The sequence below is a fragment of the Planctobacterium sp. AWM4_229 genome (assembly GCF_056160305.1).
In genome coordinates this window covers 501,518-517,964 of sequence record NZ_JBSWWX010000004.1, presented here as the reverse complement: position 1 = coordinate 517,964, position 16,447 = coordinate 501,518, and the positions used below count along the sequence as shown (strand labels likewise).

The window sequence follows — 16,447 nt, the reverse complement described above, 5'->3', positions numbered from 1 at the left end:
TGCAACAAAAGCTGTGTCGTACTTACTGAGCAGGTAATGTCACGCTAAACACGGTTCCCACGCCCTCACTGCTCTTGCATTCAATGGCCCCCCCCATTTGCTGCACAACCAGGTTGTACACAATATGCAGGCCCAGCCCTGTGCCTCCTGAATTGCGCGAAGTTGTAAAAAATGGGTCAAAAATACACTCCTGTACCTCTGTCGCCATGCCTTTGCCGTTGTCATGCACACTGATAGTAATATTTTCACTCGTTACTAAAAGCGCAACCACCGTTTTGCCATTGTCAGAACTGCCCAAGCCGTGCTCCAGGGCATTCATGATCAGATTGGTGATCACTTGTGTCAATGCCACCGGGTTACAGCGCAGAGTAACCTTCTCCGTTAACTCATTGTATTCCAACAATTGCTGACAGTTTTGATATTGCGGTTGAATATTTTTCACCAGATTTTTCAAAAAATCGTTAACGTCTATGGTCCTGATATCTTCCGTGGATTGCTCAACCGCAATTTGTTTAAAACTCATGACCAGATCTGCTGAGCGCTTTAAATTACTATTGAGCATGGTCAGGCAATCTTCAAGCCTGGAGCAGTACTTATCAAATTCACTGCGCTTGAGCTTTCCCTCTCGCATACTATTTTGCAGCTGCTGCAAAACACTTTCTAATGTGGAAGACGCGGTCACAGCAACGCCAAGAGGAGTGTTAATCTCGTGGGCAATACCCGCCACCAATCGCCCCAAAGCAGCGTGCTTTTCATTTTCGATACACTGATTTTGGGTGGTTTTCAGCAATTCTAATGAAGCAATGGCCTCTTGTGTTTTTTGCTCTAGTTGTTCGGTACGCAATGCCACCTTTTTCTCAAGTTCGGCATTCAGCGCCTTTACTTCACTTTTTGAAGCCTGCAGCTCCCGGTTGTTCTGCACAATTTGTTGCAGATAATCTTTAACCTGTTTATTCACCTCATTCAACGCAAGTACGATAGGGGTAAACTCATTATCAGAGCGATAGTCGATGCGGCTGATTTCAACCTTATTGTCTTTATCACGCCTTGAAACCGAGCTTTTGATAAGGTCCAGGACCTTGTCAAAAGGAGAGAACAAGATGCGCATAATCAACATCATCAATACAATAAAACTGGACCCAATTAGCAGGCCGGCAATTAAAGTTATGGCATTGATTTCATTGATATCTTGCTCAAGATCACTGCGCGGCAACAAGGTGCCAAAAACAAAGCCATTTTTGGTGGTGTAATAGTAGATATCATGCTCCATCCCTTCGAGTACAATGCTCTTAATCTTCCCTACCGTTTCCAGTGAATTGTCCATTAATATTCGGCTTCCCCAGTTAAACTGATCAACCCGTTGCATCACTTTTTTTGGGTCTTTTGGATAACTTAAAAACAGCCCCGAGTTGCGATGGATAAAAAAGGGTACAGAGTTACGCGTTACCTTTACGGCAGAGAGAAAACTGGTTAGCTCGGAAAGCCCCCAATCGACAGTGCTCAGCCCAATAATGTTATCCACTTTGTCCCGCATAACCGCATCTACTGTCATCATTAAAGACATTGTTCCGGCTTCGTCAAAATAAGGAGCAGTCCAGACTACGGACCGAAAATTTTGCTCATTCACTGCGTTATCGTTTACAAAGGCGGTGATATACCAGGCCTGGCCGGGATAATCATATTCAGGAGTACTCAGCTCCCAACTAAACTCAACTTCATCTCCTTTGCGAAAAGCGTATGGACCGTAATAGCGCAACTCCTCACTCAAAGCGTAAGGCTCATACCAGATACCGCCTCCTAACGCCTCGGGAAAGGCCATAAAGTTTTTCACCAGAATTTGCTCAACTTGCGAATCAAGCTCTGTGATATCAAGCAAACCAGCTTGTATCTGGTGAAAAAGTTGTTCACCGGCAAGCGCCAAAGCCAGTGCGTTTCTCTCCATCAAGGTACTGATGGAAGTCACCTTTGTGGCCGCAGAAATGATGGTTTCAGAAATTTGACTGTCCGTCATCGCAAACAACTCTTTGCGATACATGTAGTTGTTGAACAGCTGAATGGTGCTATAAGCTACTACTTCAAATATAACCACCGCTACCAATATACGAGTTTTGATATTCAATGTCGGTAGTAGCATCAATGCCCTCGACCTGCGAAAATGATTGAATCGGTGTTTAATCAGTATAGATTAAAAATACTGTCTGGCATTCGCGCCCTCGGCCCCGGAAACTTTTCGGCAACGAAACCAACTATCCCGGGTGCCATCTCCGGCTCCCATAGTCAGGAATTGCTCAGCTCAAACAATCTGTTGGAAAGCACCGAAGAAGAAATACTCAACTCATTAAGCGCACTGGCACCATGGGAATTCAATTCACTGCTTGTTTCAGCAAGCCGATTTCATCTTTACTGTCGATGGGTAACGTAGCAGCAGTATCGCCACTGATGAGCATGTGGATCTGTTGCGTGGTTTCAAATCTAAATTCGGAGTTATATCTGCGCGAAGACAAGTGATTTGGGCGGGTATTATTTTGAAATGCTTTAATAGATAGCCAATCAGTAAAGTAAACTTTGCTCTTGCTGGTTAAGTACCTACAAATGAAACAAATACAAAGCGACCTTCTGCAAACCCATTTGAATCCCTGTGCACTTCCGAAATGCCGTGAAACAGACTAGAGGGAAATGCCACTAGCAGATAATCTTAATGTTCAATTTTGGCAATTACGTCGGAGTCGTAACCTTCAGGCAATGCTGAGTTGCTCTTATGGAATTGTAACGCTCCCCCGTCAAATGCTTTGGGTTGACTGTGCATATAATAAAGATAAGACAACTTATATGGCGTGCCACTCGCATCGTTTTGAGGCCATGACAGAAGCCCTTTGCGACCATTCACAACGTCCAGCGGCAAATCACCTGGTACAAACTCATCAAGTCGCAGAGCTTCGCTCAGAGCCTCGAGGCAATTGCGAACTTGCTCTAAATAAAACTGACAGGCTGAATCCAGGCTCATTCTCAGCTCAGCCATATTCTCTACCGGGCTGCCTGTCAAAAAGTCCCGATTTTCGTTGAGACTAAAATACATAGCCTCTGTTATTGGCCTGCCCGCTGCAACTCGATAATTGAAGGCTTGCTGGTTATCTGTCAGGGCATCAAAGAGCAAATTGCGCTGCTCAACAGGCAAGAAATCCGGGATGGTGATCACAGACAAATCAGATTCATCTGTCAGCCATCGGGCATTAGGGTGTATCCGGGAGAGCAGCAAAAGCATTCCTTGTCAGTAAAAAGTATAAAACTTGTTGTATATCCAGAGAGTAGATAAAATACCGCATATGACAAGTTGCTAGTACACATCCACTATCAACCTTGTTTTGTTTCTTTTCCCATTGCTGCCCTTTTTATTGTGCCTCGTTGTCTCGCATCCAAGGTAAGTATTTCGCACTCACCAGCCACGTCCACCCAAAGGACAACAGCGCCACGGCTTCTGCAGCGAATAGGAATTTATCCCACTCTTTAAACAAACAATGAGCAACGGCTAAAATAACAGCAAGGACAAAGCCAACACTGCTAATTTTATACATCAGGTTACGTCTCTTCCTGGCAGCGGTAGTGTAGCCGTCTTCATATTGAAAAATGTATATACTGAATACGAATAAAATGCCGAACAAAACAACAGACGCCACACCATGTACAACCCACTCATAACCAGCGACCTCACTACCAGTACAAATAGTTCGGCATTTGGCCGGAAAAAGCGCCACGCAAAAAGCGCTAATACCCGCGATTGTGCTTAACACTGACTGATTCCCCAGCCAAAATTTGCCAGCGGCTCTTTCATCGTACCAACCTTTATAAGAAATCAAAAAAGACCCAACAATAAACAGCGAGCCGACAAAAATATCCCGACCATCTGTATGATAATAAATACTGATCGACGTTAGCTCTCCCCATCCAGATCCGGAGAGTAGATTTGCTGCGACAACGGCAAAAGGCAAGGCTATTGCGATAATGCCGATGATCATTCGCTGAATCCGATACGAAAAAACCTGAATTTCCACCCCGTTTTTATCTTGTATACTGTCGCTCATGATTTATCTCACTCCATGCCAAAAAAGGAAAGAAGGTCAGTTCCGTTCTTGCGTATCCCCAAAGTCACACCGTAATCATCCTGACCTTCGCCTGCATTCAGACGAAATCCAAAAAAATACGGTTTGTCCTTAACGATCCTCCAGTTGAACAAGAGTAGCTTTCTTTTGGCATTTTCGATGGGTAGAAGGCAGCTGTTCTTTCCCTCAGCACATCCTTCTGTCGAGACTCTTGCACCGTATTCTTCAAATTTAGCATTGTGCAAATAGGTAATCATGACATCCGGAATTGCGTTGCTACCAGCAGGGATATCGGAACGATAATAGCGATAATCCAGGCCCCATCCATGATATCGATTTACCGTATCCGAATTTTCTAACCTTTTATCGCGATTTTGAAATCCATAACGGTAAATTACGCCCAGGTTGGAGTGTTTATTTTCACTTGTCAGTACGCAAGCGAATTTCGTCCAGCTATCGTTATTGCAATATGACGTTGAAGCTCGCAATGTAAAACTACCATCAAACGTATCAGAAACCTGGTTAAAATCCGTTGGAAGGCCGATACTGCTCGATGCTGGATTATCTTCGCCGGTCTCTGGCTCAACATTGGTGCCAGAACCGTAAAATGTGCCAATAAAGCTAGCATTTAGCAGAAGATTCAGCCCGTCCTTTTTGTCCGGAGAGTCTGCAAAGTCGTAGCGCCCGTCAAAATAACTGTCGAAATAGGCTCTGTTTTCAGAAAAACCACCATTTGTCTCGTCACTGTAATCGGGCAACCACATAGTGCCCAATTCAAAGGCAGCGATAACATGACTGTCAGAGGTGTTAGACTCTTTTTTTACTTCGGGTTTTATCGCTTCTTTTTGTTCCGTAGAGAGTTGGGCTAACTCCGCTTGTTCTGTTTTCTCCAAAGAAGGCTTATTGAGTAAACAATTTATCTGATGATTTTTTTGAATCAGTGCTTTCCTTTTCAGCAACTCTTCAAGCTTCTCTTTTTCACCATTGATTGCTGCTTCCGAAATTTCATCCTTTAAAATCAAAACCGATTTTTCCTTTACGGGTTGACAATTGTCATCCACAGACAAAGTGCTTTCTTCCCCATAAGCAGCTATGCTGATTAATATTAGCGCGCCAATTTGTGCAATTTTCACTATGATTTTCTCGCAATTATTAAATACTTATCCCCTTAGTGTGAGTACGAATTAATTTCTCTCAGCGGAAATAACTTTTTAAATATCTAGCAATGTTACCCGGGTGTTTATTCGCATTTTTAAAACCAATTTCATTCAAAAAATTAGTTAACATAGAAGCGAGCATTGTTAAATTAATTTTTTGGGGTTAGTATTTTTGATAATAAAAAATAATTAGAACAATACTCACATATGACTCAAGTACTAGCCGAGCACGGAGACCTTTTGGACAGTATTCAGCAAGGTGACCGACAAGCAGAGAAAAGGCTAGTGGCACAATATTGGAACCGTCTAAAATTTGTTTTGGAAAGGCAAAATATCGATTCTCAGCAAGTCCTTGATTTGTGCCAGGACACCTTTGTAGTGGTGATACAAAAAGCCCGAAACAATGAGATCAATTCAGAAAGCTCATTAGGGGCATTCATTCGCAGTGTTGGCACGAATTTACTCATTGAGAGCAAACGTAAATATCAACGCCAGGCCACATTTGATTGCGATGATTTTAATTTTGTACCTGATGCAAGCACTTCACCAGAACGCGAATATTCAAGGCACCAACTAGCAGAGCTTGTATTGATTGCCATAGAACAGTTCGATATTCCCCGAGATCGAGACATCTTAAAATGGACTTATGTTGAACATCTCAGTAAGCCAGAGATATGTAACAAGTTGAACATTAGTCCTGCACATTATGACCGCGTCATATTCCGAGCCAAGCAACGCTTAAAACAAGAGCTTGCAGGAAAACTCAATATCGACCTCAGGTCACACAACCTATCGGACTATTTGCTCTGCTTGTGTATGGGTATATTTTTGCAGTCAAATCATAGTCATACAGAAAATATTGAGGTTAATGTGAGAGATCTCGCCGACACGAGCCACTATAAAACCAGTAACCGCGTTTATGGTGTAAGTAGTCTTCCTGAGCGCAAGGCCAATTATGAAATATGACATAAATGATGAAACATTAAAGGTCAGATATCTGAATAAACAGCTTACTCCTGAGGAAGCGGCTTGGTTTGAAGATTTACTAATGGAAGATGAGGCGTTATTTGAAGATTTGCAAACGACACTCACCATAATGGATGCGTTAAATCAAGATAGTTTTGCCGCCCCCGTTGAGAACAAAATGCAGCGCTGGAGAAACGCACTTTCTTCACCGATTATCATTTTTCCGTTGGGCGTTGTAACAGGATTGGCGGCCTCTGCTCTACTGACTATAAGTCTGCTGTCTGAGCCAGATTTACAAGTACATAGTAGTGACAATGTACTGTTTTTAGAAACTTCGCGGGGAGTTTCAGCAACCGAAACAAGGGTCACACTAGATAACAACAATAAAGCAACGTTGTTTATACAGACTGGAGATATTAGCCCTACCCAATATCAATTGCAGTTGCTGGAGGCGACGTCGGGCAACTTGCTTGTCAGCAAGCAAGTATCAGCTAATGCAGCAGGTGAACTTGTGATTGTTGTGCAGTTGCCAGAAGTGTTAGAACAAAACGTAGATTTGGTGTTAACCAATCAGGATTTAAACGAGCGGGACATACTTAAGCTGTTTTTAGTGCGCCCATAACTCGCTGGAGAAAACGCATGTTGCAAGCGTGGAAAAGTGCATTCCATCAAATGGAAAATAATGCGGCCATTGTGGCAGCTAATCAGGAAACGGTTGAAACTCCCCCTCAGATTTCAACGCCCGCGTTTTCATCTGAGCAGCTGATAAGTCTGGGTGATGTTTGCAATGAGCAAGACCAGATAGACAGCGGCGACATGGAATTGAGGCTCTCAGCAATCTATACCTACTTCGGACAATTTATCGCCCACGACATCGCCAAATTTTCCAATCACAACCATCAACCCTCCGATACTTTTTTCGGTATCACTCATGCGTTCAACAACATTGCCAATCCTTTACGACTTGAGAGTCTGTACGGTAATAACGACGTTGGCATTGATAAAAAGGGCAAATTTTGTCTCACTGACAAAGAGGGTGCCAAGCGCTTTGATATTCCACGGGACCACAATGGTACCCCCCTTATTGCGGATGAACGCAACGATCAAAATTTATTGATTTCGCAATTCACCCTTATCTGGATGCGATACCACAATCACCTTATCCAAACTGGCATGTCCTTTGATGGCGCTAAACGGCAAACAATTGATGTTTATCACACTCTGGTGAAACAGGACTTTCTTAAAAATGTCATGTTTCAGGACTTGTGGACAGATTACTTTGCCGGTGGGCCTGGCGGCCCTGCGATACAATTAGATCCGGCAAATACAGATATTCCATCGGCATTCCATGCAGCTGTATTTCGGTTTGGTCACAATATGGTTCGTCATTTTTATACTATCGGTCAACGGCGTGGCGCCACCCTAACCGAAATGTTGGCTAAGACCAATCACGGTGGGTTTGGTCGCTCTGACCTAAAAATAACGAGTGATGCCCCCATGGATAAGTTATACCGGGTCAATTGGCACACGTTTATCGATGATCCCGCTAACAAAGCAATGGAACTTTCCGCAAAAGTCAAAATGAACGTACCTCATATGACGTCTCGCCAGGTGATTTCAATGAGTGCTCGTAACCTGATGCGCGCGCATGATTTTGGTGTTGCTGACGCGCAAACCTATATTGAACGCTATATTAAACACTCTCCTCAACTGCAAGATTATTTTAACTATTTTACCGCGCCGGAAGACTGGATGTTCTCAGGATTCAGCCATTTAGACCGCATTCCTCAGCGGAGCATCTTATTCAACAGTACCCCATTGTGGTTTTATATCCTGCGAGAGGGAGCGAAATTACGCGACCTTATTCGCTCTCCCAGCTCCGATTTATATGAGAAAAAGGGGATCCTCGGGCCACTTGGCAGCCTGATAGTCGGTCAGGTGTTCTCTAAGTTACTGCAAAATACAAACACTTCGCACAACAGGTTTTCCTCAATTGAGGAGCTAGCAAAGTTCACAGAATCACTTTGATTTTTTACACCCCCCAGAAACGGAGAAATTTATGCCTGATGTTATAAAGAAAAGCTGGGAATCTGTCGAAGGAGCCTCCTCTTACGGAGAGCCGGTAGACGGTTTTAGCCCCATTCATTACTTGCCTGTTGATGGGGACTTTATTGTATCGTTTGAATACGACCTCGAGAACGTGGGTCCGGTTATGAGCACCACCGTATTTACCCCTACAGGTGAAATTCGAATTAAACAGCACCTATACAGAATTTTGGATCAGGGAACGCAACGTATTTTGTGGCAATTACACCGAAATGCCATTCCTGTTTTGGACTTTGGCATCGAGCAAGACAATGAAATACAGCAGTATGTGATTTCGGATAACGATGAGCGGTTTGCGGATTTTCCACCTGATTTCAATGAAACCCATTTAGACCATTACGTAAATGCTGTTTTAGCAAACGATGTAGCGAGGTGGCGTTGGAGAGGTTTTTAATGAGCTCGCAATGATTGAATGTCGTTTCGTTTTACATACGCTTCTCTTAATGTTAATTGGATTTGCAGCGCCAAAAGGCGCTGCAAACTCCTACTATACAAATTTTTTACAAAACTCCTGTGACGCACCAACGTTAAGCAGATTAATAAACAGCCAACCAGCCAGCCAATTAGGGCTACTATTAATTGATGAAAAACAGCTAAAAAAGCTACAGGAAGAAGACTGTTTTATCTCTCCGGCTTCACTGTCTGAATCATTGACTAAATTTGTAACTGAAAATCAAATTACTGAGGCTTTCAACACCTGGCAGTCATTGCAGTCCAAAGACAAAGACATAATTGTTAAGGCCTTTGACAGTTTTGACGCTATCGCCACACTAAAGCCCGATGAACAACTGCTGTTTAAATACTGGCTGTTCAGTGTCCAGTACCATAGTTTTCTTCTGGACAAAGCGATACAAACAGCCTCCACAATATTACAACACAATAGCATTCCTTCGGAGCAAAGACTCGCTTTGACATTAGCGACAGCAGAAGCCTTTATGCGCCTGGACAAAACAGAAAAAGCGCGCACCGAATTCGATACGTCTGCGCGACTAATACAGCAGAACAACAACGTCGGGAGTTCTTTGCGTATCCGCTATCATTATCTGGTGGCTGAGTTATTGCTGCACCAGGATTTGGTTGAAAAGGCTTATGTAAATCTCAGGAGCGCCGAATCAATTGCGCAGCAACCCGGGTTTATCGATCACCGCGACATGATTACACTGCAAGACAACTGGGGATACTATTACGCCCGACGGGCAATGCAAGGCAGTAAAACGGATAACCCGCTTTTACAAATGGCATTAGACAGAGAAATGCAGGCACTGGCACTGGCTCGAAAGTTCAATGTGATCAACCATCAAATAGTGATACACAGCAATATTGCGCGAATGTATTCAATGTTAGAAAAGCTAAACGATGCGAAAAGAAATTATTTAATCGCATTACATTTGTTGCAATCCTTTCCAGATAAAGATCTCCAGGCTTTTTTGACAAGAAATATTGCACATATATATGAAGAGCTTGGGGACCCGCAACGGGCAATCTATTATCTGTCAGCCTCTGCAGAAAGTAGCCAACATGAGGACTCTCCAAGAGCCGCAAAATTGCTCTGCAAACAAGCTGAGTTAGCCATTCTTCTGAATGAGATTGAAAAAGCCCGAGCATCACTGTCTAACTGTGAATCAAAAGCTCTAAGCAATGAGACAAATTCCGATTTGCGATTGCAGATTGCCAACTTACACGCCCAATTAAATAACGGTGCACCAGACGCTTTTAGTAATATCCTGGTCAGGATCCCAGAAGCGCAAGATTTAAAAACAATAGGACAAAGCTATTTACTACTGGCGAAACACGCTCAGCCAGGCGACCAATATTCCTATCTCCAAAAAGCGAGTGAATCATTTAGTAAGGCTTCAAACAAACTCTTGTTATTCGAAGCACTCTCTAAAATGAGTGCATTAAAGGCCGACAACATCACGTTAGCTGAGCATGCGGATCACATAGCGCTTAGCGTGTTATCACAATTGGGAACCGAAGCAACCAGCATGTATTGGATTCAAAAAATACATGGACACTTTGTCAATCAAGTAAAGCTTCTCATTGAAAATGGAAACATCGACCACGCCTTACAAAAAACACTCCAGATTAGACAGTTGCAGTCTCAAATTCGTCGGCAACAGCCGTCAAACAAAAAGGATAATCAACACCGCTGGGAAAACCTCTACATCTACTCTAACTTGACAGCAAATGCACTGCTAAACCAACGGCTTGAGTACAGTCAAAAAGAACTGAAAAAAGCCATAACGCAAGACCTGGATTGGTTATATCAAGATGTAGAACAGGAAGATTTTACTTTTGCAGAAATTATTAATTACAAAAGCCGGGAAACAGATAGCACAAAAACCTTTTGGGCAACAAGCTACGCTCATGAATCTATAACACTCCAGATGGATGATGAGGCATTGCTTGCCTACCTTTTTCACCCAGCAATTTCCGGTGTATTTTTAAAAGACAAAAATGGTACGCAATTTCAACGCCTCGAAAATGTGCAAGCAATTAAACAACTTATAAAAGACACCAACATTGCTTTGGCAACCAGAGCGCCAGAGGCGCAAAGCAAAGTCCTTGAAATTAAACAAACTTTGCTGCCGAATTTTGCAGCACGACAAAACTATAAACGAGTCTTTTATTTTCCCGACGGTGAGCTTTATTTATTTCCGGAAAGTTTACTGTTTTCAGAGGAGCAAGTCATATTGCGGGGTTTGCCCGATACAGGTAATTCTTCACACAAAAATAAGGCTGAAGACATGACCTTTATTGGCAGTAGTTTCAGCTTGTCCGAATTAACTGGCATCCAATTTAACGATAGTAGTTTCAACGATGAGCTGCCTATGGCTAAGCAGGAGTTATCCAATTTAAAGAGCTTAACTACTGGATATTTTGCAGCATTTTTAGATAGAGAAGCCACTAAGCCCCAACTACTTTCAAGCAAAAACAGTGATGTTTTGCACCTGAGTTTGCATCACTACTTTAACCCAGACAATCATTCCGATATCGGCTTGTTTTTTGCGCCTGTGGACGTTGATTCACCATTGGCTACAGGTTTTCTCTCTTTAAGTGAACTAAATCGAGCACACTTTAATAACCAACTCGTTTTTTTAAATGGATGCGAAACGTTTAACGGTAAATATTACCGCGGTGCCGGTGTATTGGGTATTGCTCAGGGATTTATTAATGCCGGTGCAGAGACAGTGATATCCACACTATGGAAGGTAAGTGATCGCGCTTCAATGGAGTTTACCCGGCATTTTTATTCTCATTATTTTCACCACAATGATCCTGCATTAGCCCTCGCTTCTGCTCGTGAAAAAATGCGCGCAACAGTGCGTTTTAGACATCCCTATTACTGGTCTGGATACGTCTTGAATAGAAGATAGCGTGTTGCAAATGGTTAACTTTGTTGGCGAGTTCCAGAAATTGTTAAGACCTGGGCATTTATCACAATACACAAGAAAGATAATTTTCCGAAGGCGAGAAAGGATGTGGAGGAATTTGATTAATTATGAACCGCGATCGCAATTAACAAGTCAACGAGCCTCAGGACACCAAAATGCGCTCTCAATACAAAACGGTAGTTACTGCAACATCGTTATTGATGGTGTACTCAACCATTACCTTCTTTTTAAGAGCTGATACTTTTATCAACAAATTGGGACTGGCATCCTTCATCGCCAGAAGAAACCTTTGTATTTAAGTGGTGGTTACGTTTTTGGGTTTGGCGGCCTTGGGCACGACGGAATGCCTTAGTGGCAACCTCGCCCCTTTTGCGATTGCGAGCATTATTGATGAGGCTATCGTCGGCAATATATTTGCCACAATTGTGGTAATGGATAGCAAAGCATTAACTAAAGAATAAGCGGTTAGCGCAAGGGGGCGGTAGAGACCAGTTTACTGGCAGTCGCAATCACTCGATTGGCGAGGAACTTAGCGCTTCTCAAGTCGGTTTCGTTTACCTGGCCATCAAGACTATGTGCGGTAACGCCTAACTGGCAACCCAATCTATTCACATTTTTTTCCCGATCACTAAAAGGCGCATCCAGCCCCAGCCATATCATTCCATGCTGACTGGCAAGGGTAGAAAAATATTGTAAAGTGGAAGTCTGATCACCATTCAACCCGGTGCCAGAAGTAATGCCTGCCGCAATCTTGTCTGCCCAAGTTTGGCTTTCCCAAAAATCACTGGTGGCGTCAGCAAAGGCTTTGAATTGAGCCGCGACATTACCCATATAAGTGGGGGAAGCGAATATTATGGCGTCACAAGTATGTAGCTCTCCCATGAGATCATGATTAATAAAACGCCCTTCCACAATCTCAGCGCCGATGATTTGATGAGCAATAACCTGGATACTTTGCGCCTCCAACTCCTGGCACACCGCTCTGGCCAATTTGCCCGTAAGGTCTGTTGTTGAAAAATAGACGATCCCCACTCTTATCATTGTGAAATACTCCTGTGTAAAACGTTAAAACCGACAATTAACTTAAACTGACATCAGGATTTAGTCCCTTGAAAGCAGCTAAATAGGGTGTTGAGCCTCCCCGACTCTTATAGGGTTACCATAACGGTCAACACCTTCATCGGCTCGCACTTTAAAACCTCAACCTAGCTTGAGGTAAAGTGCTTTTTAAAGGGTTCATTTTAATGTACCCAATAAACCGTTTTCGTAGTCGCGTTGCACCCTATCCAGCTCTTCTTCTGAGCTCATGACAAAAGGTCCTCGTTGAAAGAAACTCTCGCCTATGGCTACGCCTGAAAACAAAACAAAGTGAGCTTCATCTTGCCCGGTATTGATAACGCTAATGGCTTGCCCAGCTGACTTAAGCGCAACAGCCTGACCTGACTCCAAGGTGACAATTCGGCCACCGATAGCGATATCAATACTGCCTGCTACTGCGTAAACCCAGCTTTGCTCATTGAACTGGGGCTGATGCACAAAGTTTGCAGCTGCAAATAGTTTTCCGTCCAAAATGGTCAGGTTGTTAGGTGACATGGTTTCACCTTTAACGCCGTTTGATTCGCCGATAGCAATGCGCACACGGTAATCAGGTCCCGTTAACAACGGCATTTGTGTAGCTCTGACCAAATTAGATTTTGAATCTGAGTGCTTGAGCGCTTTTGGCAAGTTCACAAACACCTGCAAACCATGGATCTTAGCGCCATCTCTGGGGGCCTCATCGTGAACCACCCCACTGCCAGAATTTAGCCAGTAAAGATCTCCCGGTAACAAATCAAAGTCATTGCCCAGTGAATCGCGATTGTGAAATTTGCCAATACTGTCTTCAAATAACAAAGACACGGCTGAAAGGCCAGCATGCGGATGGGCTCCAAATGTGGGCCTGGTCATGGTGTAGTGATCCACCATAATCAGAGGATCCATTAAACCGTCAAAAGATGAATGGCGAAAACCCAAAGCGTTGAAACCATCTCTGATTTTCATAGGATTGCCATGGGTAACTTTTGAAAATTCAATACTGTTGGTTTCGCTTTGCAAAGTAGCCTGTTTGATTGCTGTGTTCATTAGTGCTCCCCTCTTGTTTTGGCACAAATTCAAGATAGCAATGGAACAATCGCTCAGTAAACAGACAAAAAACGAACCCTTTGTTCTATTTTTGGAACTATAATGAAAGAAATTGATGATTTTCACTGAGGCACCGGGCATTGATTGATCTAAACGACTATTACTATTTTGTGCACGTTGTGGAGAAAAAAGGGTTTTCAGCCGCCGCTGTGACACTGGACATCCCCAAATCCAGACTGAGTCGTCATATAAAAAGCCTGGAAGAGAGACTGCAGGTGCAGCTTATCCAGCGTACCTCAAGGCAATTCGCCATAACCGAGATTGGCCAGACTTTTTACAGACATGCCAGAAGCCTGGTGGATGAGATGGAGCAGGCAGAAGCGGCTGTAAAGCTCAATCAAAAAGAACTTTCGGGCAGTGTTAATCTGAGCTGCTCAGTGGGTGTTGCGCAATTTGCACTGCAGCAGATTCTGGTTGATTTTATGCTTGAGAATCCACAAGTTTTGGTGCAGCAGCATGTTTCAAATCAGCCGGTAAACTTAATTGAATCCGGGATTGATATCGCAGTAAGGGGCCACATGGCACCGCTACCCGATTCAAGCTTAATCCAACGCCATTTAGCCACAGTGCAATGGCATCTGTTTGCAAGTCCCGAATATCTGGCGCAAAAAGGCACGCCCGCATCCCCTATCGAGCTGATAAAACAACAAGCTCTCAAGGTGGGGTGGCAATCTAAAAAAGGCGCCTGGACATTGCTTCACGACAGCGGTAAGGAAGCATCTATTCCGATCACAGCACGACTGTGCAGCGACGATATGAGCACCCTAAAACACGCAGCAGAGCAAGGTTTGGGCATCGTTGCCTTACCCTCTTATACCTGCAAGCAAGAACTGGCTGAAAACAAATTGCAAAGAGTACTGCCAGAATGGAACGCCGGAATCGCCGAGCTAACACTATTGACTCCCTCCAGAAAAGGCACTTCCCCATCCGTTCTCGCACTTAAAGATTATCTGCTGCAAAAGGTCCAGGCCAGCGTGACCTGAAAGGCAGGGAGCAGTAGTGTAGGTGAATCCGGAAAATAATGGCTCGAGATCAATTACCCAGGCTATGCAGCGACAGCTATGAAAGTAGCCTGGCTCAACGAACCTGCACTTTGCTCTCTGAACGTTGATAAGTTTCGACATCCTCTATGATTCGATTTGTGTAAATCTGGCTTTATTGGTTGCCAAAGGTTAATTTATTGACCATAGTATACAGACAAACTGTTTCAACTATGGCAGCAACAGGCGATGGCGAATAAAGGCGGACCAGGTAACTCTCATCCAACAAGGGCACAAACCACCACTGCTGCAGTGAATCAATCCAGAAGCAATGGCTTACCGGATGTCAGTCAGGCGCGCAGTGCTTTGAACCAACAGATTCGCAGTTTCGGTGGGGCAAAAAATGTTAACCCATTACCTGATGTGAGTAATACGCGCAACGCCCTGAATAACCAGATCAAGGCTTTTGGCGGAGCAAAAAACGTCAATCCCTTACCTGATGTGAGCAATTCTCGCGCTGCGCTCAATAAGCAGATCAAAGCCTTTGGTGGGGCTCAATCCGGCAAATTGCAGGCCCCCCTACCTCAGCAACGTTATATGGTATCGCCTCATGATGACGTCAATAACATGATGAATAACCTTCGAGGGTTTGGTGATTCGGCACAATTGCAAAACGAAATGAATCAGCACAAGGCCATGATGGGACAAAAAGTCTCACCAGGAAATATTCCTATGGTGCGCCCGGTGTTTAAAGATGAGGCCCAGCGAAGTGCCTTTAATAAAATGGCCAATGAGCGATTAAGCAAACTCGGGCCGCAAGATAAGTTAAAAGGCGCAGAAGCGCGAAACAACTTTAATACCTATACTCAGATGGCATCCTGGTCCACTCAGGATAATGCCATGATGAACTTTAGCGGCGTCGATAAAAGACGCTCGCACCCAATAGTGTATGTACAAGGACACGGTGCCGCAGGAGACACCAATATTTATTCTGACGGCAATGAAAAAGTATCCGCCAATGCCGTCGGCCGTATGCTTAACAAGATGGATTTACCCAAGGTGAGCCAGATCAGGGCCAATTCCTGCTTCAGTGGCACGGCTACCAATCTGGACAAGAGCGGCGCAGACTTGATGCAAAAATTCCAGGATAACACTCTGGACCAAATGGGCGGACAGCGCAGTGAAACATTCGCCGGAGCATTGTCAAACGATCTGAATAATCCCTCCTACAAAGCCAGATATGATGCCAACAAAGCCGAAGTAGACAAGATAATGAAACGTCCATTGGGAGCCTTTGGTCAGCTTAAAGCCGCTATTGATCCGAACAACTTAACCACCGCACGCAAAGCCGCCATTGATTCAGTAGACAAACCCAGACACAACCGGGTAGTGGGTTATATGGGTCCTACATCTCAGGGGGTAGAAACGGTAACAAAACGCACTAACCCACTGGATAAAGGCGCCCAAACGTGGGATATGCATCAAGGTGTTTCATTAAAAGGCCAATATGTATTGCGCTCACAGGCAGCGAACAAAGGACCGAGCGTTCCCGGTAAGAAATAGTT

At 44.0% G+C, this 16,447-nt stretch carries 16 protein-coding genes; 10 read left to right on the top strand and 6 right to left on the bottom strand.

Going from position 1 to position 16,447, the window contains the following annotated elements; all coding sequences use genetic code 11:
* Positions 1 to 22: 22 nt before the first annotated feature.
* The gene (locus ACXAGP_RS11565) at positions 23 to 2,134 is read right to left on the bottom strand and encodes an ATP-binding protein (protein ID WP_475261518.1); all 2,112 of its coding nucleotides are present in this window, start codon (positions 2,132 to 2,134) and stop codon (positions 23 to 25) included.
* A 21-nt stretch (positions 2,135 to 2,155) separates the two neighbouring features.
* Here ACXAGP_RS11565 and ACXAGP_RS11560 point away from each other — a divergent pair, with 21 nt between their 5' ends.
* Positions 2,156 to 2,422 (top strand): hypothetical protein, encoded by a 267-nt coding sequence (locus tag ACXAGP_RS11560; protein WP_475261517.1) that lies wholly within the window; start codon positions 2,156 to 2,158, stop codon positions 2,420 to 2,422.
* 273 nt (positions 2,423 to 2,695) lie between these two features.
* Here the strand turns inward: ACXAGP_RS11560 and ACXAGP_RS11555 are convergent, their stop codons facing one another.
* The 3 genes from ACXAGP_RS11555 to ACXAGP_RS11545 form a co-directional block, all read right to left on the bottom strand.
* Positions 2,696 to 3,256, bottom strand: a complete 561-nt coding sequence (locus tag ACXAGP_RS11555; RefSeq protein WP_475261515.1) for a hypothetical protein — start codon at positions 3,254 to 3,256, stop codon at positions 2,696 to 2,698.
* 133 nt (positions 3,257 to 3,389) lie between these two features.
* A complete protein-coding gene (locus ACXAGP_RS11550) occupies positions 3,390 to 4,079 on the bottom strand; it encodes a hypothetical protein (RefSeq protein WP_475261514.1) in 690 nt (229 codons plus the stop codon).
* A gap of 8 nt (positions 4,080 to 4,087) precedes the next feature.
* A complete protein-coding gene (locus ACXAGP_RS11545) occupies positions 4,088 to 5,230 on the bottom strand; it encodes a hypothetical protein (protein ID WP_475261513.1) in 1,143 nt (380 codons plus the stop codon).
* A 231-nt stretch (positions 5,231 to 5,461) separates the two neighbouring features.
* Between ACXAGP_RS11545 and ACXAGP_RS11540 the strand changes: the two genes are divergently transcribed.
* The 7 genes from ACXAGP_RS11540 to ACXAGP_RS11510 all read left to right on the top strand — a co-directional run bounded on the left by ACXAGP_RS11540 (position 5,462) and on the right by ACXAGP_RS11510 (position 12,182).
* Positions 5,462 to 6,220: an RNA polymerase sigma factor gene (locus ACXAGP_RS11540; protein WP_475261511.1), complete on the top strand. Its 759-nt coding sequence runs from the start codon at positions 5,462 to 5,464 to the stop codon at positions 6,218 to 6,220.
* A complete protein-coding gene (locus ACXAGP_RS11535) occupies positions 6,210 to 6,842 on the top strand; it encodes an anti-sigma factor (RefSeq protein ID WP_475261509.1) in 633 nt (210 codons plus the stop codon). The genes ACXAGP_RS11540 and ACXAGP_RS11535 overlap by 11 nt, the downstream gene beginning before the upstream one ends.
* A 17-nt stretch (positions 6,843 to 6,859) precedes the next feature.
* On the top strand, positions 6,860 to 8,248 hold the full coding sequence (locus ACXAGP_RS11530; protein ID WP_475261508.1) for a peroxidase family protein: 1,389 nt from the start codon (positions 6,860 to 6,862) through the stop codon (positions 8,246 to 8,248).
* 31 nt (positions 8,249 to 8,279) lie between these two features.
* Positions 8,280 to 8,720, top strand: a complete 441-nt coding sequence (locus ACXAGP_RS11525; RefSeq protein ID WP_475261507.1) for a hypothetical protein — start codon at positions 8,280 to 8,282, stop codon at positions 8,718 to 8,720.
* A 49-nt stretch (positions 8,721 to 8,769) separates the two neighbouring features.
* The gene (locus ACXAGP_RS11520; RefSeq protein WP_475261506.1) at positions 8,770 to 11,703 is read left to right on the top strand and encodes a CHAT domain-containing protein; all 2,934 of its coding nucleotides are present in this window, start codon (positions 8,770 to 8,772) and stop codon (positions 11,701 to 11,703) included.
* A 173-nt stretch (positions 11,704 to 11,876) separates the two neighbouring features.
* Positions 11,877 to 12,020 (top strand): hypothetical protein, encoded by a 144-nt coding sequence (locus ACXAGP_RS11515; protein WP_475261504.1) that lies wholly within the window; start codon positions 11,877 to 11,879, stop codon positions 12,018 to 12,020.
* Positions 12,021 to 12,182 carry a hypothetical protein gene (locus tag ACXAGP_RS11510; RefSeq protein ID WP_475261503.1) on the top strand — a complete coding sequence of 54 codons (162 nt, stop codon included), beginning with the start codon at positions 12,021 to 12,023 and terminating at the stop codon, positions 12,180 to 12,182.
* Positions 12,183 to 12,186: 4 nt separating this feature from the next.
* Here the strand turns inward: ACXAGP_RS11510 and ACXAGP_RS11505 are convergent, their stop codons facing one another.
* Positions 12,187 to 12,762, bottom strand: coding sequence for a flavodoxin family protein (locus tag ACXAGP_RS11505; protein ID WP_475261502.1), 576 nt, complete (start codon positions 12,760 to 12,762; stop codon positions 12,187 to 12,189).
* Positions 12,763 to 12,957: 195 nt separating this feature from the next.
* Complete coding sequence (locus ACXAGP_RS11500; RefSeq protein WP_475261501.1) at positions 12,958 to 13,842, bottom strand: pirin family protein; 885 nt, start codon at positions 13,840 to 13,842, stop codon at positions 12,958 to 12,960.
* Between the two features lie 140 nt (positions 13,843 to 13,982).
* Between ACXAGP_RS11500 and ACXAGP_RS11495 the strand changes: the two genes are divergently transcribed.
* On the top strand, positions 13,983 to 14,885 hold the full coding sequence (locus ACXAGP_RS11495) for a LysR substrate-binding domain-containing protein (protein WP_475261500.1): 903 nt from the start codon (positions 13,983 to 13,985) through the stop codon (positions 14,883 to 14,885).
* Between the two features lie 246 nt (positions 14,886 to 15,131).
* Positions 15,132 to 16,445 (top strand): hypothetical protein, encoded by a 1,314-nt coding sequence (locus ACXAGP_RS11490; protein ID WP_475261499.1) that lies wholly within the window; start codon positions 15,132 to 15,134, stop codon positions 16,443 to 16,445.
* Positions 16,446 to 16,447: the final 2 nt, after the last annotated feature.